Consider the following 24,426-nt stretch of genomic DNA (forward strand, 5'->3'; position numbering starts at 1 on the left):
CCACCCCACCGGGCTTTGCAATGCACCGTCATCCGCTGTGTCGCAAACGGCACAAAGTGTCACCCCCGGCCGTGCCAGCCTTGGCACAAGGGCTGACTGGTCAGTGCTGAGCAACACCCCAAGTCATTGATTTACATAGGGCTTCCCACGCTGGCCCAACCTTTGCTCTACGCTTGTTAACTCCTCAACAAACACAATTAACCAGGAGACACACCATGCGTTATGCACATCCCGGTACCGAGGGCGCGAAGGTTACCTTCAAGAGCCGCTACGGCAACTACATCGGTGGTGAGTTCGTAGCTCCGGTCAAGGGGCAGTACTTCGAAAACACCTCCCCGGTGAATGGCAAACTGATCGCAGAATTCCCCCGTTCCACTGCCGAAGACATCGACAAGGCACTCGACGCTGCCCACGCCGCAGCCGACGCCTGGGGTCGCACTTCAGTGCAGGACCGCTCCAACGTGCTGCTGAAGATCGCCGACCGTATCGAGCAGAACCTCGAAGTCCTGGCCATCACCGAAACCTGGGACAACGGCAAGCCTGTCCGCGAAACCCTCAACGCCGACATCCCGCTGGCCGTCGACCACTTCCGCTACTTCGCCGGCTGCATCCGCGCCCAGGAAGGCGGCGCGGCCGAAATCAACGAAGGCACCGTGTCCTACCACATCCACGAGCCGCTGGGCGTGGTCGGCCAGATCATTCCGTGGAACTTCCCGATCCTCATGGCCGCCTGGAAACTTGCGCCGGCCCTGGCCGCCGGCAACTGCGTGGTACTGAAGCCGGCCGAGCAGACCCCGCTGGGCATCACCGTGCTGGTCGAGCTGATCGGCGACCTGCTGCCACCTGGCGTGCTCAACGTGGTGCAAGGCTATGGCCGCGAAGCCGGTGAAGCGCTGGCCACCAGCAAGCGTATCGCCAAGATCGCCTTCACCGGCTCCACGCCAGTGGGCTCGCACATCATGAAGTGCGCCGCCGAGAACATCATTCCCTCCACCGTCGAGCTGGGCGGCAAGTCGCCGAACGTGTACTTCGAAGACATCATGCAGGCCGAGCCGAGCTTCATCGACAAGGCCGCCGAAGGCATGGTGCTGGCGTTCTTCAACCAGGGCGAAGTGTGCACCTGTCCATCGCGCGCCCTTGTGCAGGAGTCGATCTACCCGCAGTTCATGGAAGTGGTGATGAAGAAGGTGCTGCAGATCAAGCGCGGCGACCCGCTGGACACCGACACCATGGTCGGCGCCCAGGCCTCGCAGCAGCAGTTCGAGAAGATCCTGTCGTACCTGCAGATCGCCCAGGATGAAGGCGCCGAGCTGCTGACCGGCGGCAAGGTGGAAAAACTGGAGGGCTCGCTGGCCACCGGCTACTACATCCAGCCGACCCTGCTCAAAGGCAACAACAAGATGCGCGTGTTCCAGGAAGAAATCTTCGGCCCGGTGGTCAGCGTCACCACCTTCAAGGACGAAGCCGAAGCCCTGGCGATCGCCAACGACACCGAGTTCGGCCTCGGTGCCGGTGTCTGGACCCGCGACATCAACCGCGCCTACCGCATGGGTCGCGGCATCAAGGCGGGCCGCGTGTGGACCAACTGCTACCACCTGTACCCGGCGCATGCCGCGTTCGGTGGCTACAAGAAGTCCGGCGTTGGCCGTGAAACCCACAAGATGATGCTCGACCATTACCAGCAGACCAAGAACCTGCTGGTGAGCTACGACATCAACCCGCTGGGCTTCTTCTAAACCGCGTCGCGCCCTTCGCGGGGCAAGCCCGCTCCCACAGTCTTGCAGTGCAACTGCTGTCACTGTGGGAGCGGGCTTGCCCCGCGAAGAGGCCGGCACAGCATCACACCCTCCAGAGCCACCGTGCAAAAACCGCTCTGGCTCGCTTCCTGCAGTACCCATCACCAACGGCCGGAACCCTTCCAGCCACCAAGAAAAACAACAGGTGAATCTATGCCAAGCGATCATTCCGCCGGCGCGCCGGCAGGTGCATCCGTCGACTTCGAAAAAGTCGGTTCGGACTATTTCCAGCAACGTGAACTGAAAAAAGGCGCCGCCGGCTGGGTCCTGCTGGTGGGCCTGGGCGTCGCCTACGTGATCTCTGGCGACTACGCCGGCTGGAACTTCGGCCTGGCCCAGGGGGGCTGGGGTGGCATGTTCCTCGCCACCTTGCTGATGGCCACCATGTACCTGTGCATGTGCTTCTCGCTGGCCGAGCTGTCGTCGATGATCCCCACCGCAGGTGGCGGCTACGGCTTTGCCCGCAGCGCCTTTGGCCCGTGGGGCGGCTTTCTCACCGGTACGGCGATCCTGATCGAATACGCCATCGCCCCCGCCGCCATCGCCGTGTTCATCGGCGCCTACTGCCAGTCACTGTTCGGTATCGGCGGCTGGATGATCTATCTGGCGTTCTACGTCGTGTTCATCGGCATCCACATTTTTGGCGTCGGTGAAGCGCTCAAGCTGATGTTCATCATCACCGCGATCGCCGCCATCGCCCTGGCTGTGTTCCTGGTGAGCATGGTGCCCCATTTTGATGCAGCGAACCTGTTCGACATCGCCCAGACCGACGCGGTGGGCGCCAGCAGCTTCCTGCCGTTCGGCTATGTCGGGGTGTGGGCGGCCATCCCCTACGCCATCTGGTTCTTCCTGGCGGTCGAAGGCGTGCCACTGGCGGCCGAGGAAACCAAGAACCCGAAACGCGACCTGCCACGCGGCCTGATTGGCGCAATGCTGGTGCTGCTGGCCTTCGCCCTGCTGATCCTGGTGGTCGGCCCGGGCGCCGCCGGTGCCGAAGCGCTGAAGGCCTCCGGCAACCCGCTGGTCGAGGCACTGGCCAAGGCTTACGGCGGCTCCACCTGGATGGGCAGCTTCGTCAACCTGGTGGGCCTGGCGGGCCTGATCGCCAGCTTTTTCTCGATTATCTACGCCTATTCGCGGCAGATCTTCGCCCTGTCCCGTGCCGGCTACCTGCCCCGCAAACTGTCCGAGACAAACAAGAGCAAGGCGCCGGTGCTGGCCCTGGTCATCCCGGGCATCATCGGTTTTGCCCTGTCACTGACCGGCCAGGGCGACCTGCTGATCCTGGTCGCGGTGTTCGGCGCTACGCTGTCTTATGTACTGATGATGGCTGCGCACATCACCCTGCGTATCCGCCGGCCGAAGATGGAGCGCCCATATCGCACCCCAGGCGGCATCTTCACCTCGGGCGTAGCACTGGTGCTGGCCTGCATCGCGGTGGTCGCGGGCTTCCTGGTCGACCCACGGGTGGTGATTGGCGCTGCAGTGATCTATGCGGTATTGATCGCCTACTTTGCGTGCTACAGCCGCCACCACCTGGTTGCGGGGACACCGGAAGAGGAATTCGCCGCGATCCAGAAAGCCGAAGAGGCTCTGCACTGATCGTCGACACCCGCCGCGGGCAAGCCCCGCGGCGCTCTGGAGATTCTGTATGGCAAGTTTCGTACACACGGTGGGCCACCTGGTCTACCGCTTCGACAGCCTCAAGGACGTGATGGCCAAGGCCAGCCCGGCACGTTCCGGGGATTACCTGGCCGGCGTTGCCGCCGCCAACGACGGCGAACGGGTGGCCGCGCAGATGGCCCTGGCCAATATCCCGCTCAGCCACTTTCTCAACGAAGCGCTGATCCCTTATGAACAGGATGAAGTGACCCGGCTGATCATCGACAGCCACGACGCCCAGGCGTTTGCCCCGGTCAGCCACCTCACCGTGGGCGGCCTGCGCGACTGGCTGCTCAGCGAAGAGGCCGACGAAGACAGCCTGCGCGCCCTGGCCCCAGGCCTGACGCCGGAAATGGCCGCTGCAGTGTCGAAGATCATGCGCGTGCAGGACCTGGTGCTGGTGGCCCAGAAAATCCGCGTGGTCACCCGTTTTCGCGGCACCATGGGCTTGCGCGGGCGGCTGTCGACCCGGCTGCAACCCAACCACCCCACCGACGAGCCGGCCGGCATCGCTGCCAGCATTCTCGACGGCCTGCTCTACGGCAATGGCGACGCCATGATCGGCATCAACCCGGCCACCGACAGCATCGCCTCGATCTGCGCCTTGCTGGAAATGCTCGACGCCATCATCCAGCGCTACGACATCCCCACCCAGGCGTGCGTGCTGACCCACGTGACCACCTCGATCGAAGCCATCAACCGCGGCGTGCCCCTGGACCTGGTGTTCCAGTCGATTGCCGGCACCGAGGCCGCCAACGCCAGTTTCGGCATCAACCTCAACGTGCTGCAGGAAGGCTATGAGGCCGGCCTGTCCCAGGGGCGTGGCACCCTCGGACAGAACCTCATGTACTTCGAAACCGGCCAGGGCAGTGCCTTGTCGGCCAATGCCCACCAGGGTGTCGACCAGCAGACCTGCGAAACCCGCGCCTATGCCGTGGCCCGCCACTTCAAGCCGTTTCTGGTCAACACCGTGGTCGGTTTCATCGGTCCAGAGTACCTGTACAACGGCAAGCAGATCATCCGCGCAGGGCTGGAAGACCACTTCTGCGGCAAGCTGCTTGGCGTGCCGATGGGCTGCGACATCTGCTACACCAACCACGCCGAAGCCGACCAGGACGACATGGATACCCTGCTGACCCTGCTGGGTGTGGCCGGGATCAACTTCATCATGGGCATCCCCGGCTCCGACGACATCATGCTCAACTACCAGACCACCTCGTTCCACGACGCGCTGTACGCGCGCCAGACCCTGGGCCTGAAGCCCGGGCCGGAATTCGAGGCCTGGTTGCAGCGCACCGGCATCTTCACCCAGGCCGATGGCCGGATACGCTTCGGCGACAACCTGCCGCCGGCGTTCCGCCAGGCCTTGGCGCAGCTGGCATAGAGGTGACCATGGACCATCGTACACCCACTCCCGAAAACCCCTGGCTGGCCTTGCGCAACCTGACGCCAGCCCGCATCGCTCTGGGCCGCAGCGGCATCAGCCTGCCGACCAGCGCCCAGCTGGACTTCCAGTTCGCCCACGCCCAGGCCCGTGACGCCGTGCACCTGCCGTTCGACCACGCGGCGCTGGCCGAGCAATTGAAGGACCGGGGGCGCGACAGCCTGCTGCTGCACAGTGCCGCCAGCGACCGCAACCAGTATCTGCAGCGCCCCGACCTCGGCCGACGGCTGAACGAAGACTCGATCGAGCGCCTGCGCCAGCATGCCCAGGCCAACCCAGGCGGCTTCGACCTGGCGATCGTGGTCGCCGATGGCCTCTCGGCCCTGGCCGTGCATCGCCATACCCTGCCGTTTCTGAGCCGTTTCGAAGAACAGGCGGCGGCCGATGGCTGGACCAGCGCCCCGGTCGTGCTGGTGGAACAAGGCCGTGTGGCCGTGGCCGATGAGGTCGGCGAACTGCTCGGCGCCCGCATGACGGTCATGCTGATCGGCGAACGGCCCGGATTGAGCTCCCCCGACAGCCTTGGCCTGTACTTCACCTATGGGCCCAAGGTCGGCCTGACCGACGCCTACCGCAACTGCATATCCAACGTACGCCTGGAGGGCCTGAGCTACGGCATGGCCGCCCACCGCCTGCTCTACCTGATGCGCGAGGCCTGTCGCCGGCAGCTGTCCGGGGTGAATCTGAAGGATGAAGCACAGGTCCCTACCCTCGAAAATGACAACGACCGCAATCAAAAAGGTAACTTTCTGCTCGGCGAAGGGTAAAAAACATGTCACGGCTGGCGGATTGCACTTCTAGCCAGCATTGGGCAGCATGCGTTTGAGAGTTGCTGGCATTCCGCTGTTTCCCCAAATGGACTCTGAGGGCCACACATGCGCATCATCAAGGCAAGCCTGGAACACCTCGACCTGCTCACTCCGCTGTTTGTCAGATACCGCGAGTTCTATGGGCAGCTCCCCTATCCGGACAGCTCGCGCAGCTTCCTGGAAAAACGCCTCAAGCATGACGAATCGGTCATCTACCTGGCCTTGCCGGATGATGACGACGGTAAATTGCTGGGTTTCTGCCAGCTGTACCCGAGCTTCTCGTCGCTGTCGCTCAAGCGGGTATGGATTCTCAACGATATCTTCGTGGCCGAAGACTCGCGGCGCATGCTGGTGGCCGACCACCTGATGCGCGAGGCCAAGAAAATGGCCAAGGGCACCCAGTCGGTGCGCATGCGGGTGTCGACCAGTGCCAATAACGAGGTGGCACGCATGACGTATGAATCCATGGGCTTTCGCAAGGATACCGAGTTCGAGAGCTACATCTTGCCTATTACTTACGATTGACCTGTATTGGCCCTATCGCCGGCTTGCCGGCGATAGGGCCGGTAACCCCCCGCTACAAACTCCCCGGGCACGACTCCGACTTAGCCGTATAATGCGTCCTCCTGACATGTGTGAAAAATTACCCTCCCGCAGGTCCGCGCGCCCGTAGCAGCTGCGGGTCAAGAACACAGGTGCTGTACATGGATTTCAACCCGCTGGACCTTATCCTGCATCTCGATGCCTACCTCGATCTGCTGGTCACCAATTACGGCCCCTGGATCTACGCCATCCTGTTCACGGTGATCTTCTGCGAAACCGGCCTGGTGGTGATGCCGTTCCTGCCTGGCGATTCGCTGCTGTTCATCGCCGGTGCGGTAGCCGCAGGCGGCGGCATGGACCCCGTGTTGCTGGCTGGGCTGCTGATGGCTGCGGCGATCCTGGGCGACAGCACCAACTACGTGATCGGTCGCACAGCGGGTGAGCGACTGTTCAACAACCCCAATTCGAAGATCTTCCGCCGCGATTACCTGCAGCGCACCCACGAATTCTACGATCGCCACGGCGGCAAGACCGTGACCCTGGCGCGTTTCCTGCCAATCCTGCGCACCTTCGCACCGTTCGTCGCCGGCATCGCCCACATGCACTACCCGCGCTTCCTGGCCTTCAGCGTCGCAGGTTCAATCCTGTGGGTCTGCGGACTGGTGACCTTGGGCTACTTCTTTGGCAACGTGCCGTTCATCAAGCAACACCTGTCGCTGATGGTGGTCGGCATCATCCTGCTCTCGCTGATCCCGATGATCCTGGGCCTGCTGCGCGGGCGTCTGAGCCGCACGGCCAAGGCCCACTGACAGCGCCTATGTGGTCGTTCAGCGCCTGGCGGCGCAAGCGCACCCTGGCGCGCTACCCGATCGAGCCTCGGCAATGGCAGGCGGTTCGCGAGCGCCTGCCCATGCTCGACGGCATCAGCGATGCCGAGGACCGTTGGCTGCGCGAGGCCTGCATCCTGTTTCTGCTCGACAAGCACCTGACGACCCTGCCCGGCGTCGAGCTTGACGACGAACAGCGCCTGTTCCTCGCCGCCCAGGCCCAGTTGCCGCTGCTGCACCTGGGCGAGCTTAACTGGTACCAGGGCTTTCACGAGATCATCCTTTACCCCGACGACTTCAAGAGCCCCCAGCGCCACCGCGACGCCAGCGGCGTGGAGCATGTCTGGGATGCCGAGCACAGCGGCGAAGCCTGGCAACAAGGCCCGGTGATCATGGCCTGGCCCGGGGTGCTGGCCAGCGGCGGCTGGGAAGCCTACAACCTGGTGATCCATGAGCTGGCGCACAAGCTCGACATGCTCAATGGCGATGCCAACGGCCTGCCCCCTCTGCACAGCGACATGCGCGTCGAGGACTGGGCCATCACCCTGCAGCAGGCCTACGACGACCTCAACCGCCAGCTGGATGCCAACCCCGACGCGCATACGGCCATCGACCCCTACGCGGCGGAAAACCCAGCGGAGTTCTTTGCCGTAGCCAGCGAATACTTCTTCAGCGCCCCCGACGTGCTGCAGCAGGCTTATCCACAGGTGTACCAGCAGTTGTCGCTGTTCTACCGTCAGGACCCGCTGGCGCGGCTCACGCAGTTGCAGAACGAACACCCCGACTACCGCGAAAGCCACGCCTGATGCGCCCGCGCATCAGGTCGGGCGTGGCATGGCCTGGCGGAATGTGCCTATAATCGCCGCCACTTTTTTGATCAAACACGGGGGCACTGCCCAATGAGCTACAGCAAGATTCCGGCTGGCAAAGACCTGCCGAACGACATCTACGTCGCCATCGAGATCCCGGCCAACCACGCGCCGATCAAGTACGAAATCGACAAGGACAGCGACACCCTGTTCGTCGACCGCTTCATGGCCACCCCGATGTTCTACCCGGCCAACTACGGTTTCATCCCCAACACCCTGGCCGACGACGGTGATCCGCTGGACGTGCTGGTCGTGACCCCATACCCAGTTGCCCCTGGCTCGGTCATCCGTGCCCGTCCGGTTGGCATCCTGAACATGACCGACGACGGCGGCGGCGACGCCAAAGTCATTGCCGTACCGCACGACAAACTGTCGCAGCTGTACGTCGACGTGAAGGAATACACCGACCTGCCGGCGCTGCTGATCCAGCAGATCGAGCACTTCTTCGAGAACTACAAGGATCTCGAAAAGGGCAAGTGGGTCAAGATCGAAGGCTGGGAAGGCGCCGACGCCGCCCGCGCCGCGATCACCAAGTCGGTTGCTGCCTACAAGGGCTGATAGCGACTGCAACAAAAACCCCGCTTCGGCGGGGTTTTTTGTGGGTGTCGGTTTGGCGGTAAAAAGTCCTACAGCGTCCTACTCCAACGTCCTACAAACTCGCCCTTTTCGCACATTTTCCATCAACATCGCGTTCATTTCCCTACCGAGAGCTGGCCGTTAGACTCGGCCTCATGAAAACTTCCGGTGACCGCCTAAAGGCCCTGCTCCAAGAATGCGGCCTGACCCCTTCCGACTTCGCCGCGCAGCGTCGTGTCACGCCCCAGCACGTCAACAACTGGTTCCGACGCGGCGTTCCCCTTGCTCGCCTCGACGAAATCGCCGACCTGTTCTGTGTCCACAGGCGCTGGTTGCGCTGCGGCGAAGGCCCCAAGCACCCCAGTTCGATCCTGCGGGTTGACGCCTCCGAGTCCGAGCCCGTTTCGACCCGTTCTCTGTCGAAGCACGCTAGCCGGCTGCTGCAGGTACCCTTCCACGAGGTGAGCGAAGGCCGACTCGTCGCCGTCGACGGACATTGCCTGCGCCTGCCCTCTAAAGCACTCAAAGCGCTCGGCATCGCGCCAGGCAATGCCGTGAGCCTGGCGATGCCAGCCAGCAACATGGAGCCGTGGATACCCAGTAACGCGATCCTGGCCATCGACCTGAGCCAGACCTGCGTGGCCGACGGGGAAACCTATGCGCTGCTGCATAACGGCGCACTCAGGGTGAACAGCCTCAGCAGCGGCCAGAACGGTACCTTGTGCCTGCACAGCAGTGACCGGCACAACTACCCCGTAGAGCGCTACACCCGCGCCCAACGCCAGGACCAACGCCTGGAAATCCTCGGCTGGGTGTTCCACTGGTCGCATTACCGCCAACGACGGCCCGGTTGAAACACCCTGTGCCATTTTTTGCTGGGCATCCTGCGCAAGCCTCTGTATGCTACGCCGCACATCAAGCCCAGGCCGGCACAAGCCGCGATCCAGAGGGCTCGGCAGCGATCCATACGAGCGCTTGCTATCTCTTTCAGGCCTTCATGGCCACACAGTTAAGGCGGTTGCGGCTTACCATAAATTAGCCGGAGCCGTCCCCGAGAAGCCGGCCACAAGCCGGCTTTTTAATGCCTGCAAAACACACCCTGGCCATGCTTGCCCATCAACGCACGCAGTGGGATGATTCGTATTTGATACTACTTCTCATTCAAGGCTCCTGCCGTGCCCACCAAGCTTCTCCTCGCCGAAGACGACCAGCGCCTGCGCCAGGACCTGGAACAGCATTTCTGCAACCGTGGTTTCCGCGTCCACGCCTGCGCCTCCGGCACCCAGGCCCTGAACGCCATGCAGCAAGCGCGCTTCGACCTGGTGTTGCTGGACATCATGTTGCCCGGCATCGACGGCCTCAGCCTGCTCGACGAGCTGCGCCGCCAGCAGGCGGTGCCGGTGATGCTGATGTCGGCGCTGGGCGCCGAGCAGGACCGCATCAGTGGCTTCACCCGAGGTGCTGACGATTACCTGCCCAAGCCTTTCAGCCTCGCCGAACTCAATGCCCGCGTCGATGCGCTGCTGCGCCGGGTGGCCCTTGACCGCTTGCCCGCCACGCCAGGCCACCAGGGCTCGGTGACCCTCGATCAGGAGCGCCAGGATGCCCTCTACCAAGACCAGGGCGCTGGCCTTACCGGCTCCGAATTCCGCCTGCTGACCACCCTCCACGCGCACCCCGGCGAAGCGCTGAGCAAGGCATTTCTCTACCAGACCGTATTGCACCGGGCCTACACCCGTCTGGATCGCGGCCTCGATGTGCATGTCTGCAACCTGCGCCGCAAGCTCACCGACATCGGCGCCCAGCACCTGCAGATCCAAGCCGTGCGCGGCCAAGGTTACATTCTGGTGAACACGGAAGAATGCTGATGCGTCGTCATCCCCTGTTGTGGAAGCTGGCGCTGCTGCAAGTTGGCTTCTGTCTGTTGCTGACCTGGCTGATCTGGACCTGGGGGCTGTCGGTGGAGCGCAGTACCTATTTCCTTTCCCCCGCCGACCAGGACTCTCTCGCGCGTTACGCACAACAGGCCGAAGACGCCTGGCACAGCGGCGGTGCAACGGGCGCCGAAGCCTATCGTCGCCAGCTTGAACGCGCCGAGGACACCTGGGTGGCACTGATCGGCCCACGCCTGGAGAGCCTCGGCAGTACGCCACTGAGCGCCGAGGAGGCCAGCCACCTGACCTTCATGCGCAAGCTCGACTGGCCCATGAGCCGGCGCCTGCAGGACGAACTGCCCTACGTCAGCATCGCCTTCCCCGAGCACCCGGAGGAAGGTCGCCTGGTCATCCAGTTACCCGAGCACCTGCTGCCCACGGGCCTCACCCCATGGACCCACGTCATCACCCACGGCGTCGCCCCTGCGCTGCTCGCGCTGCTGATGGGGCTGGCCCTGTATCGCCATCTGGTAGCACCGCTGAACCGCCTGCGCGACCGCGCCGACGCCTTGCGCGCCGACGACCTGGAGAGCCCTGGCCTGCCCTTGCAGAAGCGCCGCGACGAGCTGGGCGAACTGGCCCAGGCCTTCGAGCACATGGCCGCCCGCCTGCGCCAGAGCCTGGAGCAGCAACGGCTGTTGCTGCGCACCTTGTCCCACGAGCTGCGCACGCCCCTGGCCCGCCTGCGCATCGCCCACGACAGCGACCTGCCGCCAGCGCAGCTGCGCGAGCGCCTGGACCGTGAGGTGGACGACATGCAGAAACTGCTGGAAGACACCCTCGACCTGGCCTGGATGGACACCGAACAACCGCAGCTCGCCACCGAGCCGGTGCTGGTGCTGTCGGTCTGGGAGGCATTGAGCCAGGACAGCTGTTTCGAAAGCGGCTGGGACCGCACGCGCCTCCCTTGCTCGCTGAGCACCGACTGCGTGGTGCAGGCCCATCTCGACAGCCTGGCCCAGGCGCTGGAGAACCTGCTGCGCAACGCCATCCGCCATTCGCCGGACGCTGGCCGGGTCTGCCTGGACGGCTGGCGCGAGGGCGATTTCTGGCATCTGCGCCTGAGCGACCAGGGCCCCGGCGTGCCCCACGATGAGCTGGAACGCATATTCCAACCCTACCAACGCTTGGCTGACAGCGGCGCCGGTTTCGGCCTGGGCCTGGCCATCGCCCGCCGGGCCATCGAACTGCAAGGCGGCAAGCTGTGGGCCAGCAATGGCCATCCGGGCCTGTGCCTGCACCTGTTGCTACCCAGCGCCGGCAAATGTTTAGAAAGTTAATGCGCTTTACTCTCAATTAAGAGTAATTATCATCCACGATCTCTTGCCTTCCGCTCGCTGTTCCGGAGATCGATGATGTCGCCCCGCCCGCTTTCTTTCGCCCCCTTCCTGCTGCTGTCCAGCTGCCTGCTGAGCAGCGCCGTGCAGGCCGCCACCGACCAGCCTGCGCCCATCGAGCTGGAAAGCCAGAACGTGGTGGCCACTGCACTGGAAGAAACCAAGCAGGCGCCGGGCGTGTCGATCATCACCGCCGAGGACATCAAGAAACGCCCACCGGCCAACGACCTGTCGCAGATCATCCGCACCATGCCCGGGGTCAACCTCACCGGCAACTCCACCAGTGGCCAGCGCGGCAATAACCGGCAGATCGACATCCGCGGCATGGGCCCGGAAAACACCCTGATCCTGGTCGATGGCAAGCCGGTGAGCAGCCGCAGTTCGGTGCGCTACGGCTGGCGTGGCGAGCGCGACTCGCGCGGTGATACCAACTGGGTGCCGGCCGACCAGGTCGAGCGCATCGAAGTGATCCGTGGCCCGGCCGCGGCCCGCTATGGCTCCGGGGCCATGGGCGGGGTGGTCAACATCATCACCAAGCAGGCCTCTGGCGAAATCCACGGCAACATGACCGTTTACCAGAACTTTCCCCAGCACGGCGACGAAGGCGCTACCAAGCGCGTGAGCTTCGGCCTCAACGGCCCGCTCACCGACACCCTCAGCTACCGCGTGTACGGCAACGTCGCCAAGACCGACTCGGATGACTGGGACATCAACGCCGGCCATGAATCCGAGCGCACCGGCAATCAGGCCGGCACCTTGCCCGCCGGCCGCGAAGGCGTGCGCAACAAGGACGTCAATGGCTTGCTGAGCTGGCACCTGACGCCTGAGCAAACCCTGGAATTCGAGGCCGGCTTCAGCCGCCAGGGCAACATCTACACCGGCGATACCCAGAACACCAACTCCAACGCCAACGTGAAAAGCATGCTGGGCAAGGAGACCAACATTCTCTACCGCGAGAACTTCGCCCTCACCCACCGCGGCGACTGGGACTTCGGCAGCAGCATGGCCTACCTGCAATATGAAAAGACCCGCAACCAACGGATCAACGAAGGTCTGGCCGGCGGCACCGAAGGGATCTTCAGCAGCACCGATTTCTACACCTCGACCCTGCGCGACCTGACGGCCCACGGCGAGCTGAACCTGCCGCTGCACGCCTGGCGCGACCAGACCCTGACCCTGGGCAGCGAATGGACCCAGCAAAAACTCGACGACCCCAGTGCCAACACCCAGAGTACCAGCGAGGGCGGCGGCGTCGACGGTCTGACCAGCACCGGTCGCGACACCCGCTCGCAAGCGCAGATCTTCTCCCTGTTCGCCGAAGACAACATCGAGCTGATGCCCGGCACCATGCTCACCCCGGCCCTGCGCTTCGACCACCACAGCATCGTTGGCGACAACTGGAGCCCATCGCTCAACCTGTCCCACGCACTGACCGAGACCCTCACCCTGAAGGCCGGCATCGCCCGTGCCTACAAGGCGCCGAACCTGTACCAGCTCAACCCCGACTACCTGCTCTACAGCCGCGGCCAGGGCTGCTATGGGCAGAGCACCAGCTGCTACCTGCAAGGCAACGAGAACCTTGAAGCCGAGACCAGCATCAACAAGGAACTGGGCATCGAGTACCAGCGTGACGGCTGGGTCGCGGGCCTGACCTACTTTCGCAACGACTACAAGAACAAGATCGACTCCGGCCTGAGCCCGATCGGCAACGCCAGCGGCGGCAGCGGCAGCTACGCCAACGCCGCGATCTACCAGTGGGAGAACATCCCCAAGGCCGTGGTCGAGGGCCTGGAAGGCACCCTGACCATCCCGCTGACCGAGCAGTTGCAGTGGACCAACAACCTCACCTACATGCTGCAGTCGAAGAACAAGGAAACCGGCGAGACCCTGTCGGTGACCCCGGCCTACACCCTCAATTCGATGCTCGACTGGCAAGCCAGCGATGACCTTTCGCTGCAGTTGAGCGTGGCCTGGTACGGCAAGCAGAAGCCGAAGAAGTACGACTACCACGGCGAGCGTGTCACCGGTTCGTCGAACGACCAGCTGGCGCCCTATGCCCTGGTTGGCGCCAGCGGCACCTATGCGATCAGCAAGAACCTCAGCCTGACTGCCGGCATCGACAACCTGTTCGACAAGCGCCTGTTCCGGGCCGGCAATGCCCAGGGCGTGAACGGCATCGAAGGTGCCGGCGCCGCCACCTACAACGAACCGGGGCGCACCCTGTACACCAGCCTGACCGCGTCGTTCTGACGCCATGACGAGTATTGCCTGATGAGCAAGATGCCCCTGTACCTGGCCATGGCACTGGCCCTCACCGCCCCGGCCACCCAGGCGCAGCCGGAGCGCGAGCAGAAGATGGACACCTCACTGCTGCAGCGCCAGGACCTGGCCTACCGCTTCAGCCAGCTCGACCTGGACTCGGTCGATGGCCAGCGTCATTACCGGTTGTGGATCGGCAAGCCGGACCGCCCGGCACCTGCCGCTGGCTATCCGGTGCTGTGGATGCTCGACGGCAATGCCGCGCTTGGTGCGCTGGACCGCGCGCAGTTGCAGCGACTCGCCGCAGGTCAGGCGCCGCTGCTGGTGGCGGTGGGTTACCAGACCGAGCAACGGATCGAGCGGACCGGGCGCACCTATGACTACACCCCGGCGCTACCTGGGCAAACCGAGCAGCGCGATCCGCTGACCGGGCAGCCCAGTGGTGGCGTGGATGCGTTTCTCGATCTGCTGACCCAGCGCATGCGACCGAAGGTGGCCGAGGTGGCGCCGATCGACCTGCAACGCCAGACGCTGTGGGGGCATTCCTACGGGGGGCTGGCGGTGCTGCATGCGCTGTTCACCCGGCCTGGGGCGTTCAGCGACTACGCGGCGGCCAGCCCTTCGTTGTGGTGGCATGACGGGGCGATCGTTCGCGAGGCGCAGGGGTTAGAGCAACGCTTGGGGGACAGCCGCCCGACACTGTTGTTGATGCGGGGAGGTGAGGAACCGTCGAATCCGCGTGCGCCGGTGAAAGGCGATGTGGAACGGCCAGCGCGGGAGCTGGCGGAGGATCTGGCCAAGGTGCAGGGGTTGCAGGTGCGCTTCGAGCGGTTCGAGGGGCTGGGGCATGGGCCGATGTTGCCGGCTTCGCTGAGAAAGGTGATCGAGGACATGTCGCGGTAGGCCTGTACCGGCCCTATCGCCGGCAAGCCGGCTCCCACAGGTACAGCGCAAACCGTGAGAGCAGCACAATCCCTGTGGGAGCCGGCTTGCCGGCGATAGGGCCCGCACAGTCACCCCTTCACACAAACCACCTGCCGCAGCGTGTGCACCACCTCCACCAGCTCCCGCTGCGCCCGCATCACCGCATCGATGTCCTTGTACGCCATGGGAATCTCATCGATCACCTCCTTGTCCTTGCGGCACTCCACATGCGCCGTCGCGCGCCGCTGGTCTTCCACGGTAAAGCGACTCTTGGCCTTGGTCCGGCTCATCACCCTGCCGGCACCATGGCTGCACGAACAGAACGCTTTCTCATTACCCAACCCCCGCACGATGAAGCTCTTGGCCCCCATCGAGCCGGGGATGATGCCCAACTGCCCTTTCTGCGCCGACACCGCCCCTTTGCGCGTGACCAGCACCTCACGCCCGAAATGCTGCTCACGCTGCACGTAGTTGTGGTGGCAGTCGACCGCCTCCAGGCTGGCCTCGAAAGGCTTGCCCAGCACCTTGCGCGCCGCCGCGACCACCGCCCGCATCATCAGCTCGCGGTTGTGCCGGGCGAAATCCTGCGCCCATTCGACGGCCTGAACGTAATCGGCGAAATGGCGGCTGCCCTCTTCGAAGTACGCCAAATCCTTGTCCGGCAGGTTGGCCAGGTGCTGACGCATGTCTGCCTGGGCCAGCTCGATGAACAGGTTGCCGATGGCATTGCCGACACCTCGTGAGCCGCTGTGCAGCATGAACCACACCCGGTCGGCTTCATCCAGGCAGACTTCGATGAAGTGATTGCCGCCGCCCAGGGTGCCCAGGTGATGGCGGTTGTTGGTTTTTTCCAGCCGGGGATACTTGTCGGTAATGGCTTTGAAGCGCCCGGCAAGCTGGCCCCAGGCCTTGTCCGCGCTGCCCGGCACATTGTCCCAGGCGCCCTGGTCGTGGCGGCCGAAGGTCTTGCCATGGGGCACGGCATGTTCAATGGCTGTGCGCAGGCCGTGCAGATTGTCCGGCAGGTCGCGGGCATGCAGCGAAGTCCGTGCGGCGATCATCCCGCAGCCGATATCGACGCCCACGGCCGCCGGGATGATCGCGCCCACGGTGGGGATCACGCTGCCGATGGTCGAACCCTTGCCCAGGTGCACGTCGGGCATCACCGCCAGGTGCTTGAAGATGAACGGCAGCTGCGCCGTGTTGAGCAGCTGGCGGCGTGCTTCGTCTTCGACCGGCACACCGTCGGTCCAGAGTTTGACCGGCTTGCCGCCGGCGGCTTGGAGAATGTCCATGGGGCTGTTCCAGTAAGGCCATGGCGCCATGATACCGCCGAAGGTCGTAGGCCGGCGGGTTGCCAGCGGGGTGGCACTGTGCTGTATGCTTGGCCGGTCTTCAGGGCGGGGTGAAAGTCCCCACCGGCGGTAAATCGAAAGATGAGCCCGCGAGCGCCCCGGCCATGCCGGGGGTCAGCAGATCTGGTGCGACTCCAGAGCCGACGGTCATAGTCCGGATGAAAGAAGGCGTCAGGCAGGGGCCATCCGGGCGCCCCTGCGCGCGCATTTTGTTCGCCCCGAGACGTTCATCGATCATTCACGAGGAGCGTTTCATGTCCACCCAGTACCTCTCGCAATTCCCCAATGTGTCCGCCGCCATCGCCGCCTTCCAGGCCGGGCGCCCCGTGCTGCTGCTCGACGATGACGATCGCGAGGACGAAGCGGACATCGTGGCCGCCGCAGAAAACCTCTCGCTGCAGACCATGGCCATGATGATCCGCGACTGCAGCGGCATCGTCTGCCTGTGCCTGGACGAGGCCACCGTCGATGCCCTGCAGCTGGCGCCGATGGTGCAGAACAACCAGGCGCGGCATGGCACCGGTTTCACCGTGACCATCGAGGCTGCCGAGGGCGTGAGCACCGGCGTTTCGGCACAGGACCGCATCACCACCATCGAAGCGGCGTTGCGTTCGACTGCCGAACAGCGCCATATCGTCAGCCCGGGGCACGTGTTCCCGCTGCGCGCGCGCAATGGTGGGGTGCTTACCCGTCGGGGGCATACCGAAGGCTCGGTGGACCTGGCGCGCCTGGCGGGGTTGCGGCCGGCGGCGGTGCTGTGTGAGCTGATGAACCCCGATGGGAGCATGGCCCGGGGCGAGCAGGTGGCGGTGTATGCGCGGCAGTACAATTTGCCGGTGCTGACCATCGAAGAGCTGGCGCGCTACCGCGAGGCGATGGTGGAACGGGAAGAAGCTGTGCCAGCCTGATGAACTGCCGGGGCCGCTTTGCGGCCCATTCGCGGGACAAGCCCGCTCCCACAGGTACAACACAGCCCTCCGGAACTGTGGGGTGCCTGTGGGAGCGGGCTTGTCCCGCGAAAGGGCCGGCAAGTTCAGCCTCAACCGTCCTGAAGTTTGCTCCCCCCGCCCCGCTCTGCTAGTGTCGCGCCGTTCTGACCAGCCACCGAGACCCATCGCCATGGCCCGCAAAAAAGCCTCCATCGATTTCGAGCAATCCCTCGCCGACCTGCAAGCCCTGGTCGAGCGCCTGGAGAACGGCGAGTTGTCGCTGGAAGACTCGCTGGCCGCCTTCGAGCAAGGCATCGCCCTGACGCGCGATTGCCAGGGCGCCCTGGCCCAGGCCGAGCAAAAAGTGCAAATCCTCCTGGAGCGTGACGGCGAGCTCGCCGCGCAGCCCTTCGACGCGGAGCCAGAAGCATGATCAGCGCTTACCAGGCCAGCAGCCAGGCCCGTGTCGATGCCGCGCTCGAACCCCTGTTCGTCGCCCCCGCCAAAGAGCTGGAGCGGCTGTATGCCGCCATGCGCTACAGCGTCATGAATGGCGGCAAACGCGTACGCCCGCTGCTGGCCTTTGCTGCCTGCGAAGCCTTGGGCGCACCGGCCGACCAGGCCAATGGCGCTGCCTGCGCGGTGGAGCTGATCCATGCCTATTCATTGGTGCATGACGACCTGCCGGCCATGGACGACGACGACCTGCGCCGTGGCCAGCCGACCACCCACAAGGCCTTCGACGAAGCCTGCGCGATCCTCGCCGGTGACGGCCTGCAAAGCCTGGCCTTCAGTGCCCTGCTGGACCCACGCCTAAGCCCGCAGTCCGACGCCATCCGCCTGGCCATGGTCCAGGCCCTGGCCAAGGCCGCAGGCCCCGCCGGCATGGTCGGCGGCCAAGCCATCGACCTGGGTTCGGTGGGCTTGAAGCTGGACCAGCAGGCCCTTGAATACATGCACCGGCACAAGACCGGTGCGCTGATCGAGGCCAGCGTGCGCCTCGGCGCCCTGGCCAGCGGCCGTGCCGAACAGCCGCAGCTGGATGCCCTGCAGACCTATGCCCAGGCGATCGGCCTGGCGTTCCAGGTGCAGGACGATATCCTCGACGTGGAAAGCGACACCGCGACCCTCGGCAAGCGCCAGGGTGCTGACGTCGCCCGCGACAAACCGACCTACCCGGCACTGCTCGGGCTGGAGGCGGCCAAGGCCTATGCGATCGAACTGCGCGACCAGGCGCTGTTCGCACTCGAAGGGTTTGGCGAGAACGCCGAGCCGCTGCGGGCGTTGGCTCGCTATATTGTCGAGCGGCGTCATTGATTGGGGCCGCTTCGCGGCCCCATTCCACCACCCGTCTGAATGGGCAGTATTTCCCACAATGGGGTAAACTGCCGCGTCTTAAACATCCATAACGACTCGCCTGATGCCCACGACGTTTCAAGAGATCCCCCGCGAACGCCCGGTCACGCCGTTGCTCGACCGCGCTGACACGCCCGCCGGCCTGCGCCGGTTGGCCGAAGCCGACCTGGAGACCCTGGCCGACGAATTGCGCCAGGAGTTGCTCTATACCGTTGGTCAGACCGGTGGGCATTTCGGCGCCGGCCTGGGCGTCATCGAGCTGACGATCGCCCTGCACTATGTGTTCGACACCCCGGACGACCGTCTGGTGTGGGACGTCGGCCACCAGGCCTATCCGCACAAGATCCTCACCGGCCGGCGCAACCGTATGCTGACCCTGCGCCAGAAGGACGGCATCGCCGCCTTCCCGCGCCGCAGCGAAAGCGAGTACGACACCTTTGGTGTCGGCCACTCCAGCACCTCGATCAGCGCCGCACTGGGCATGGCCATTGCCGCCCGGCTGCAGAACAGCGCACGCAAATCGATCGCGGTGATCGGCGACGGCGCACTCACCGCCGGCATGGCCTTCGAGGCGTTGAACCACGCCCAGGAAGTCGATGCCGACATGCTGGTGATCCTCAACGACAACGACATGTCGATTTCGCGCAATGTCGGCGGCTTGTCCAATTACCTGGCCAAGATCCTCTCCAGCCGCACCTACTCGAGCATGCGCGAGGGCAGCAAGAAAGTGCTGTCGCGCCTGCCGGGTGCCTGGGAAATCGCTCGCCGCACCGAGGAATACGCCAAGGGCATGCTGGCCCCCGGCACCCTGTTCGAGGAACTGGGCTGGAACTACATCGGCCCGATCGATGGCCATGACCTGCCAACCATGATCGCCACCCTGCGCAACATGCGTGACCTCAAGGGCCCGCAGTTCCTGCACGTGGTGACCAAGAAGGGCAAGGGCTTCGCCCCGGCCGAGATCGACCCGATCGGCTACCACGCCATCACCAAGCTCGAACCTGCCGACAAGCCGGCCGCGCCGAAGCCGAAGAAAGCCAGCGGGCCGAAATACTCCGCGGTGTTCGGCCAGTGGCTGTGCGACATGGCCGCCGCCGACAATCGCCTGGTGGGCATCACCCCGGCGATGAAGGAAGGCTCCGACCTGGTGGCGTTCAGCGAACGCTACCCGCAGCGCTACTTCGACGTGGCGATCGCCGAGCAGCATGCCGTCACCCTCGCCGCGGGCATGGCCTGCGAAGGCAGCAAGCCGGTGGTGGCGATCTACTCGACCTTCCTGCAGCGCGCCTACGACCAGTTGATCCACGATGTGGCGGTGCAGAACCTCGACGTGCTGTTCGCCATCGACCGTGCCGGTCTGGTCGGCGAAGACGGCCCGACCCATGCCGGCAGCTACGACCTGTCGTACCTGCGCTGCATCCCCGGCATGCTGGTGATGACCCCGAGCGACGAAAACGAACTGCGCAAGATGCTCAGCACCGGCCACCTGTACAACGGCCCGGCGGCCGTGCGCTACCCGCGCGGTACCGGCCCTAACGCGCCGATCAGCGGCGATCTGGACCCGCTGGAAATTGGCAAGGGCGTGGTCCGTCGCCAGGGTGAAAAAGTCGCCCTGCTGGTGTTTGGCGTGCAGTTGGCCGAAGCCCTCGAAGTGGCCGAGCGCATCGACGCCACGGTGGTCGACATGCGTTTCGTCAAACCGCTGGATGAGGCCCTGGTGCTGGAACTGGCGGGCAGCCATGAATTGCTGGTGACCATCGAAGAGAACGCCATCATGGGCGGTGCTGGCGCTGCCGTGGGCGAGTTACTGGCCAGCCAGGCCGTGGTCAAGCCACTGCTGCACCTGGGTCTGCCGGACATCTACGTCGAGCACGCCAAGCCGGCGCAGATGCTGGCCGAGTGCGGGCTGGATGCTGCCGGGATCGAGGCTTCGGTAACGGCGCGCATGGCCAAGCTGGGCCTGTAAATCCTTGGGGCCGCTTTGCGGCCCATTCGCGGGACAAGCCCGCTCCCACAGTTGACTCGCTCTTCTCAAGAGCATTGGTGAACCTGTGGGAGCGGGCTTGTCCCGCGAATACGATGGTGATACCAATGAAAATTCCGACCCTTGCCACGCTGCTGTGCGTCCCCACTGCTGCCTTGGCTGCCGAACCTGCTCGCGACGACGCCCTGAAGCTCCCCGATGTGCTGATCAGCGCCAACCGCCAGGTCGAGTCACGCACCGCCACCAGCGCCGCCAACACCGTGTTCACCCGCAGCGACATCGACCGCCTGCAGCCCAGCAGCGTCACCGATCTGCTCACCCGAGTGCCGGGTGTACAGGTCGCACCCACCGGTGGCCGTGGCAGCCTGCCAGGGATCTTCATCCGTGGCACCAAGGCCGCCCAGAGCCTGGTGCTGGTCGATGGCGTGCGCATTGCCAACGCCACCTCCGGCGACAGCGGCCTGCAGTTTCTCGACATCGACCAGATCGAACGCGTCGAAGTGCTGCGCGGTTCGCGTTCGGCCGTTTATGGCAGCGATGCTATCGGTGGCGTAATCCAGATCTTCACCCGCCGCAGCAGTGGCCCCGGCCTGCAGCCGCGCCTGCGCATGGCCGCTGGCAGCAACCAGACCTGGCAACGCAGCCTGGGCCTGTCCGGCGGTGACGGCGCGACTCGTTTCAACCTGGGCGCCAGCCTGGACGAGACCGCCGGCATCGACTCCACCGGTCCCTCCTTCAGCAGTGACGGCGATCATGACGCGTTTCGCAACAAGTCGCTGAACCTGAGCCTGAGCCACACTTTCGGCGAGCGTTTCGAGGCAGGTCTCAACCTGCTCGACAGCAGCGGCCGCAGCGAATACGACAATTCATTCGGGCGCTTCGACCCGGCTACGTTCGAAAGCGTTGGGCAAAAGCCCTACACCGATTTCGAAGTCAGCAGCCTTGGCACCTACCTCGATGCCCAGCTCAATGACCTGTGGCACTCGCGGCTGGAACTCGGCCACAGCGAAAACCGCGACGACAAGCGCGACAAGCTGAGCGACGAGCGCTTCGTCTTCAATACCTACCGCGATCAGGTCACCTGGCAAAACGACCTTGCCCTGGCCGATCAACAGAACCTGCTGATCGGCGGCGACTGGTACGAGGACCGCGTACACGGCAGCACCGACTTTACCGAAGACAGCCGCTGGAACCGCGCCGCGTTCATCCAGCATCGCTTCAGCGGCGAGCAGTTTTCCACCGAACTCGGGGTGCGGCGCGACCAGAACCAGCAGTTCGGCGGCCAGACCACGTGGAGCGGCAGCCTCACCGTGCCGCTCGACGCGCACAACGATGTGCTGCTTTCCTACAGTGAAGGTTTCCGCGCGCCCACCTTCAACGACCTTTACTACCCGCAGTACAGCAACCCCGACCTGAAGCCGGAGCGCTCGAAAAGCTACGAGCTGCAGTGGCGCAGCCAGCTCACGACAGACAGCCGTCTCGAAACTTCGCTGTACCGCACGGACCTGCGTGACGCGATCATCTTCGGTGAGGGCTCGATCCCTCGTAACGTCGCCTCTGCACGCATCAACGGCTTCGAAATGGCGCTGGACCAACAGTGGGGCGAGTGGCGCAGCCAGCTTGGCCTAGCCTTGATTGATCCGCGCGATCGCGACAGCGGCCATACCCTCGCCCGGCGCGCCCGCCGCACCCTGAGTCTGGACCTGGACCGTCAGTTCGACCGTTTCGGTATCGGCGCCAGCTGGCAGGCCGTCAGTGGCAGCTACGACGACGAGAGCAATCGCAACCGCCTTGGCGGCTATGGCCTGTTTGGCCTGCGCGGCAGTTGGGCGGCAACCGATGAGCTGAAGATGGAATTGAAGCTGGATAACCTGCTGGACAAGAACTACAGCCGGGCACTGTACAGCTACGACGGCAACAACTACGGCTACCGCGAAGAAGGCCGCACGGCGCTGTTCAGCGTCACCTGGACGCCGGCGCTCTAGCCGCCAGCAGCGCGCACAGGCGGGCGGTGGCTTCGATCATCTGCCCGCTGGGCCGCTCCAGGCCCTTGTCCGGCACCACCAGCAGGCGCTCGCCGGCCACGGCGCTCAGGCGTGGCCAGGCCTTCCAGCTGGCCAATTGCGCCGAGTCGCCCGCAAGAATCACCTGCGGATCGCGCAACAACACCGATTCGACACTGACCTGCGGTGCCGGCAGGCTGAGGTCGGCAAAGATGTTGCGCGCACCGCACACTGCCAGGGCATCACTGACCACCTGCCCGCCACCCAAGGTGTACAGCGGCCGGTCCCACACTTGATAGAACACTCGCAGCGGCTCTGCCCGCCGATACTGCTGGCGCAATTGCCGCAATCGCTCGCCCAGTGCCGCTGCGTGGTGCCGCCCTTGCTCGGCGCGTCCGACCTGCACAGCAATCGCCTCGATCTGCGCGAGCAACTGGTCCAGGTCGTGGGGTTCGGCGCTGTAGGTGGCGATGCCCAGGCGTTTGAGCTGGTCGCGCTGGGCCGGGGCCACGCTTGAAGGCCACAGCAGCAGTAAATCCGGCTTGAGGCTGAGCAGGCGCTCCATGTCCAACTGCCCCTGGCGCCCTACTGAAGGCAGGTCGGCCAGCGCCGCCGGCCGTTCGCCACCGTCGAGCACGCCAACCAGCAGGTCGTTGGCCTGCAGTTCGAGCATGATTTCAGTCATGGATGGGGCAAGGCTGATGACCCGCAACGGCTCACCGGCCTGGGCGCTGCTGGCCAGCAATGCCAGCAGCCAGAAGAGTACGCGCATCAGCCCAGTTGACGCGGGATACGGTAGAGGTAGAGCAGCACGACGGTGGACAGCGCCAGCAAGATCTGCGGCACGGCTTCGAGCCCCACCAGTACCGACATCGCGGCGACCCACGCGGGGAAGCAGGCGAACAGCATGGCCATGCGCCGCACACGCGCCAACTCGATCCAGGCGGCCGGCTCTTCAGCCGTGCCGAGTACCTTGGAGGTGGCGATCAAGGCGCGCTTGTAGGCGCCAAAGCGCGGCAGACTGAGGAACATGGTCGCCGCACCGGCGATGAACAGCGGCATGGCCAGCACCGAGACCAAGGCATCGCCGCCACCGAAGGCCCAGGCCATCACCGGCAACGGCACCAGGCCGACCGCCAGGTATTGCCACCAGGCCAGGGCCAGACGCCGTTTCACCTCGCCACGGGTCACGCCTGGGGCACCTCGCCCTGGTGTTCGCTACCCAGCATGTGGCCAAGCTTGTCGGCCTTGGTCGCCAGGTAATAGCGGTTGTGGGGGTTGTGACCGGTGTGCAGCGGAACACGCTCGGCGACATTGATGTTCATGTCGGTGAGTGCTTTGACCTTGCGCGGATTGTTGGTCATCAGCCGCAGCGACTTCACACCCAGGTGTTCGAGCATCGGCAGGCACATGGCGTAGTCGCGCTGGTCGGCAGCAAAGCCCAGGCGCTCGTTGGCTTCGACGGTGTCGGCGCCACCGTCCTGCAGTTCGTAGGCGCGAATCTTGTTCAAAAGGCCGATGCCGCGGCCTTCCTGGCGCAGGTACAACAGCACGCCACGGCCTTCACGGGCGATGGCCTGCAAGGCGGCTTCCAGCTGCGAACCGCAGTCGCACCGCTGGCTGAACAGGGCATCGCCAGTCAGGCACTCGGAGTGCAGACGCCCCAGCACCGGCTCGCCGTCGGCAATATCACCCAGGCTGAGCACTACGTGCTCACGGCCAGTGGCTTCGTCGAGAAAGCCATGCATGGTGAAAGTTGCAAAGGGAGTCGGGAGTTTAGAGGCGGCAACAAAGACGACGGGCACGTTGTGCTCCTGGA

The 24,426-nt window shown here is 64.5% G+C and carries 22 protein-coding genes and 1 riboswitch; of the genes, 18 read left to right on the forward strand and 4 right to left on the reverse strand.

The features are described from left to right. Positions 1 to 215 precede the first annotated feature (215 nt). The 13 genes from ACIPZG_RS19895 to ACIPZG_RS19955 all read left to right on the forward strand — a co-directional run bounded on the left by ACIPZG_RS19895 (position 216) and on the right by ACIPZG_RS19955 (position 14,959). Positions 216 to 1,736, forward strand: a complete 1,521-nt coding sequence (locus ACIPZG_RS19895) for an aldehyde dehydrogenase family protein (RefSeq protein ID WP_008092410.1) — start codon at positions 216 to 218, stop codon at positions 1,734 to 1,736. Between the two features lie 213 nt (positions 1,737 to 1,949). Beyond that, positions 1,950 to 3,398, forward strand: a complete 1,449-nt coding sequence (eat, locus tag ACIPZG_RS19900; RefSeq protein WP_400716309.1) for an ethanolamine permease — start codon at positions 1,950 to 1,952, stop codon at positions 3,396 to 3,398. A gap of 49 nt (positions 3,399 to 3,447) precedes the next feature. Beyond that, positions 3,448 to 4,842 (forward strand): ethanolamine ammonia-lyase subunit EutB, encoded by a 1,395-nt coding sequence (locus ACIPZG_RS19905; RefSeq protein ID WP_400716311.1) that lies wholly within the window; start codon positions 3,448 to 3,450, stop codon positions 4,840 to 4,842. An 8-nt stretch (positions 4,843 to 4,850) separates the two neighbouring features. After that, a complete protein-coding gene (eutC, locus tag ACIPZG_RS19910; RefSeq protein ID WP_400716313.1) occupies positions 4,851 to 5,669 on the forward strand; it encodes an ethanolamine ammonia-lyase subunit EutC in 819 nt (272 codons plus the stop codon). A 108-nt stretch (positions 5,670 to 5,777) separates the two neighbouring features. After that, positions 5,778 to 6,236, forward strand: coding sequence for a GNAT family N-acetyltransferase (locus ACIPZG_RS19915; RefSeq protein ID WP_008092403.1), 459 nt, complete (start codon positions 5,778 to 5,780; stop codon positions 6,234 to 6,236). A gap of 179 nt (positions 6,237 to 6,415) precedes the next feature. After that, entirely contained in the window at positions 6,416 to 7,063 is a 648-nt protein-coding gene (locus ACIPZG_RS19920; RefSeq protein WP_400716315.1) for a DedA family protein, read from the forward strand. A gap of 8 nt (positions 7,064 to 7,071) precedes the next feature. Beyond that, the gene (locus ACIPZG_RS19925) at positions 7,072 to 7,887 is read left to right on the forward strand and encodes a zinc-dependent peptidase (protein WP_400716317.1); all 816 of its coding nucleotides are present in this window, start codon (positions 7,072 to 7,074) and stop codon (positions 7,885 to 7,887) included. A 93-nt stretch (positions 7,888 to 7,980) separates the two neighbouring features. Beyond that, the gene (ppa, locus tag ACIPZG_RS19930) at positions 7,981 to 8,508 is read left to right on the forward strand and encodes an inorganic diphosphatase (RefSeq protein WP_008092397.1); all 528 of its coding nucleotides are present in this window, start codon (positions 7,981 to 7,983) and stop codon (positions 8,506 to 8,508) included. A gap of 173 nt (positions 8,509 to 8,681) precedes the next feature. After that, positions 8,682 to 9,380 (forward strand): helix-turn-helix transcriptional regulator, encoded by a 699-nt coding sequence (locus ACIPZG_RS19935; protein ID WP_400716319.1) that lies wholly within the window; start codon positions 8,682 to 8,684, stop codon positions 9,378 to 9,380. 321 nt (positions 9,381 to 9,701) lie between these two features. Next, entirely contained in the window at positions 9,702 to 10,394 is a 693-nt protein-coding gene (locus tag ACIPZG_RS19940) for a response regulator transcription factor (protein ID WP_400716321.1), read from the forward strand. Continuing rightward, positions 10,394 to 11,740: a histidine kinase sensor domain-containing protein gene (locus tag ACIPZG_RS19945; protein ID WP_400716323.1), complete on the forward strand. Its 1,347-nt coding sequence runs from the start codon at positions 10,394 to 10,396 to the stop codon at positions 11,738 to 11,740. The genes ACIPZG_RS19940 and ACIPZG_RS19945 overlap by 1 nt, the downstream gene beginning before the upstream one ends. Positions 11,741 to 11,815: 75 nt before the next feature. Then, positions 11,816 to 14,047, forward strand: a complete 2,232-nt coding sequence (locus ACIPZG_RS19950) for a TonB-dependent siderophore receptor (protein ID WP_400716327.1) — start codon at positions 11,816 to 11,818, stop codon at positions 14,045 to 14,047. Between the two features lie 21 nt (positions 14,048 to 14,068). Then, on the forward strand, positions 14,069 to 14,959 hold the full coding sequence (locus ACIPZG_RS19955) for an alpha/beta hydrolase (RefSeq protein ID WP_400716329.1): 891 nt from the start codon (positions 14,069 to 14,071) through the stop codon (positions 14,957 to 14,959). Positions 14,960 to 15,069: 110 nt separating this feature from the next. Here the strand turns inward: ACIPZG_RS19955 and ACIPZG_RS19960 are convergent, their stop codons facing one another. Further along, on the reverse strand, positions 15,070 to 16,275 hold the full coding sequence (locus ACIPZG_RS19960; RefSeq protein WP_400716331.1) for an RtcB family protein: 1,206 nt from the start codon (positions 16,273 to 16,275) through the stop codon (positions 15,070 to 15,072). A 92-nt stretch (positions 16,276 to 16,367) separates the two neighbouring features. After that, positions 16,368 to 16,509: riboswitch (FMN riboswitch) on the forward strand. 80 nt (positions 16,510 to 16,589) lie between these two features. Here ACIPZG_RS19960 and ribB point away from each other — a divergent pair. From ribB to ACIPZG_RS19985, 5 genes are all read left to right on the forward strand, one after another. Then, positions 16,590 to 17,243, forward strand: coding sequence for a 3,4-dihydroxy-2-butanone-4-phosphate synthase (gene ribB / locus ACIPZG_RS19965; RefSeq protein WP_400716333.1), 654 nt, complete (start codon positions 16,590 to 16,592; stop codon positions 17,241 to 17,243). A 211-nt stretch (positions 17,244 to 17,454) separates the two neighbouring features. Beyond that, positions 17,455 to 17,697, forward strand: a complete 243-nt coding sequence (locus ACIPZG_RS19970; RefSeq protein WP_008092375.1) for an exodeoxyribonuclease VII small subunit — start codon at positions 17,455 to 17,457, stop codon at positions 17,695 to 17,697. Further along, on the forward strand, positions 17,694 to 18,581 hold the full coding sequence (gene ispA, locus ACIPZG_RS19975; protein ID WP_400716335.1) for a (2E,6E)-farnesyl diphosphate synthase: 888 nt from the start codon (positions 17,694 to 17,696) through the stop codon (positions 18,579 to 18,581). Before ACIPZG_RS19970 ends, ispA begins: the two co-directional genes overlap by 4 nt. A 103-nt stretch (positions 18,582 to 18,684) precedes the next feature. Then, positions 18,685 to 20,586 (forward strand): 1-deoxy-D-xylulose-5-phosphate synthase, encoded by a 1,902-nt coding sequence (gene dxs / locus ACIPZG_RS19980; protein ID WP_400716337.1) that lies wholly within the window; start codon positions 18,685 to 18,687, stop codon positions 20,584 to 20,586. 125 nt (positions 20,587 to 20,711) lie between these two features. Further along, entirely contained in the window at positions 20,712 to 22,589 is a 1,878-nt protein-coding gene (locus tag ACIPZG_RS19985) for a TonB-dependent receptor domain-containing protein (protein ID WP_400716339.1), read from the forward strand. Here ACIPZG_RS19985 and ACIPZG_RS19990 read toward each other — a convergent pair. Genes ACIPZG_RS19990 through ribA form a run of 3 tightly spaced genes read right to left on the reverse strand, consistent with a single transcriptional unit; the run spans position 22,567 to position 24,412 of the window. After that, on the reverse strand, positions 22,567 to 23,379 hold the full coding sequence (locus ACIPZG_RS19990) for a cobalamin-binding protein (protein ID WP_400716341.1): 813 nt from the start codon (positions 23,377 to 23,379) through the stop codon (positions 22,567 to 22,569). The genes ACIPZG_RS19985 and ACIPZG_RS19990 overlap by 23 nt on opposite strands. Then, on the reverse strand, positions 23,379 to 23,798 hold the full coding sequence (locus ACIPZG_RS19995) for an MFS transporter (protein ID WP_400716343.1): 420 nt from the start codon (positions 23,796 to 23,798) through the stop codon (positions 23,379 to 23,381). The genes ACIPZG_RS19990 and ACIPZG_RS19995 overlap by 1 nt, the downstream gene beginning before the upstream one ends. Next, positions 23,795 to 24,412, reverse strand: a complete 618-nt coding sequence (gene ribA, locus ACIPZG_RS20000; RefSeq protein ID WP_008092366.1) for a GTP cyclohydrolase II — start codon at positions 24,410 to 24,412, stop codon at positions 23,795 to 23,797. Before ribA ends, ACIPZG_RS19995 begins: the two co-directional genes overlap by 4 nt. Positions 24,413 to 24,426: the final 14 nt, after the last annotated feature.

The organism is Pseudomonas sp. NPDC089395, assembly GCF_044749525.1.
GTDB lineage: Bacteria > Pseudomonadota > Gammaproteobacteria > Pseudomonadales > Pseudomonadaceae > Aquipseudomonas.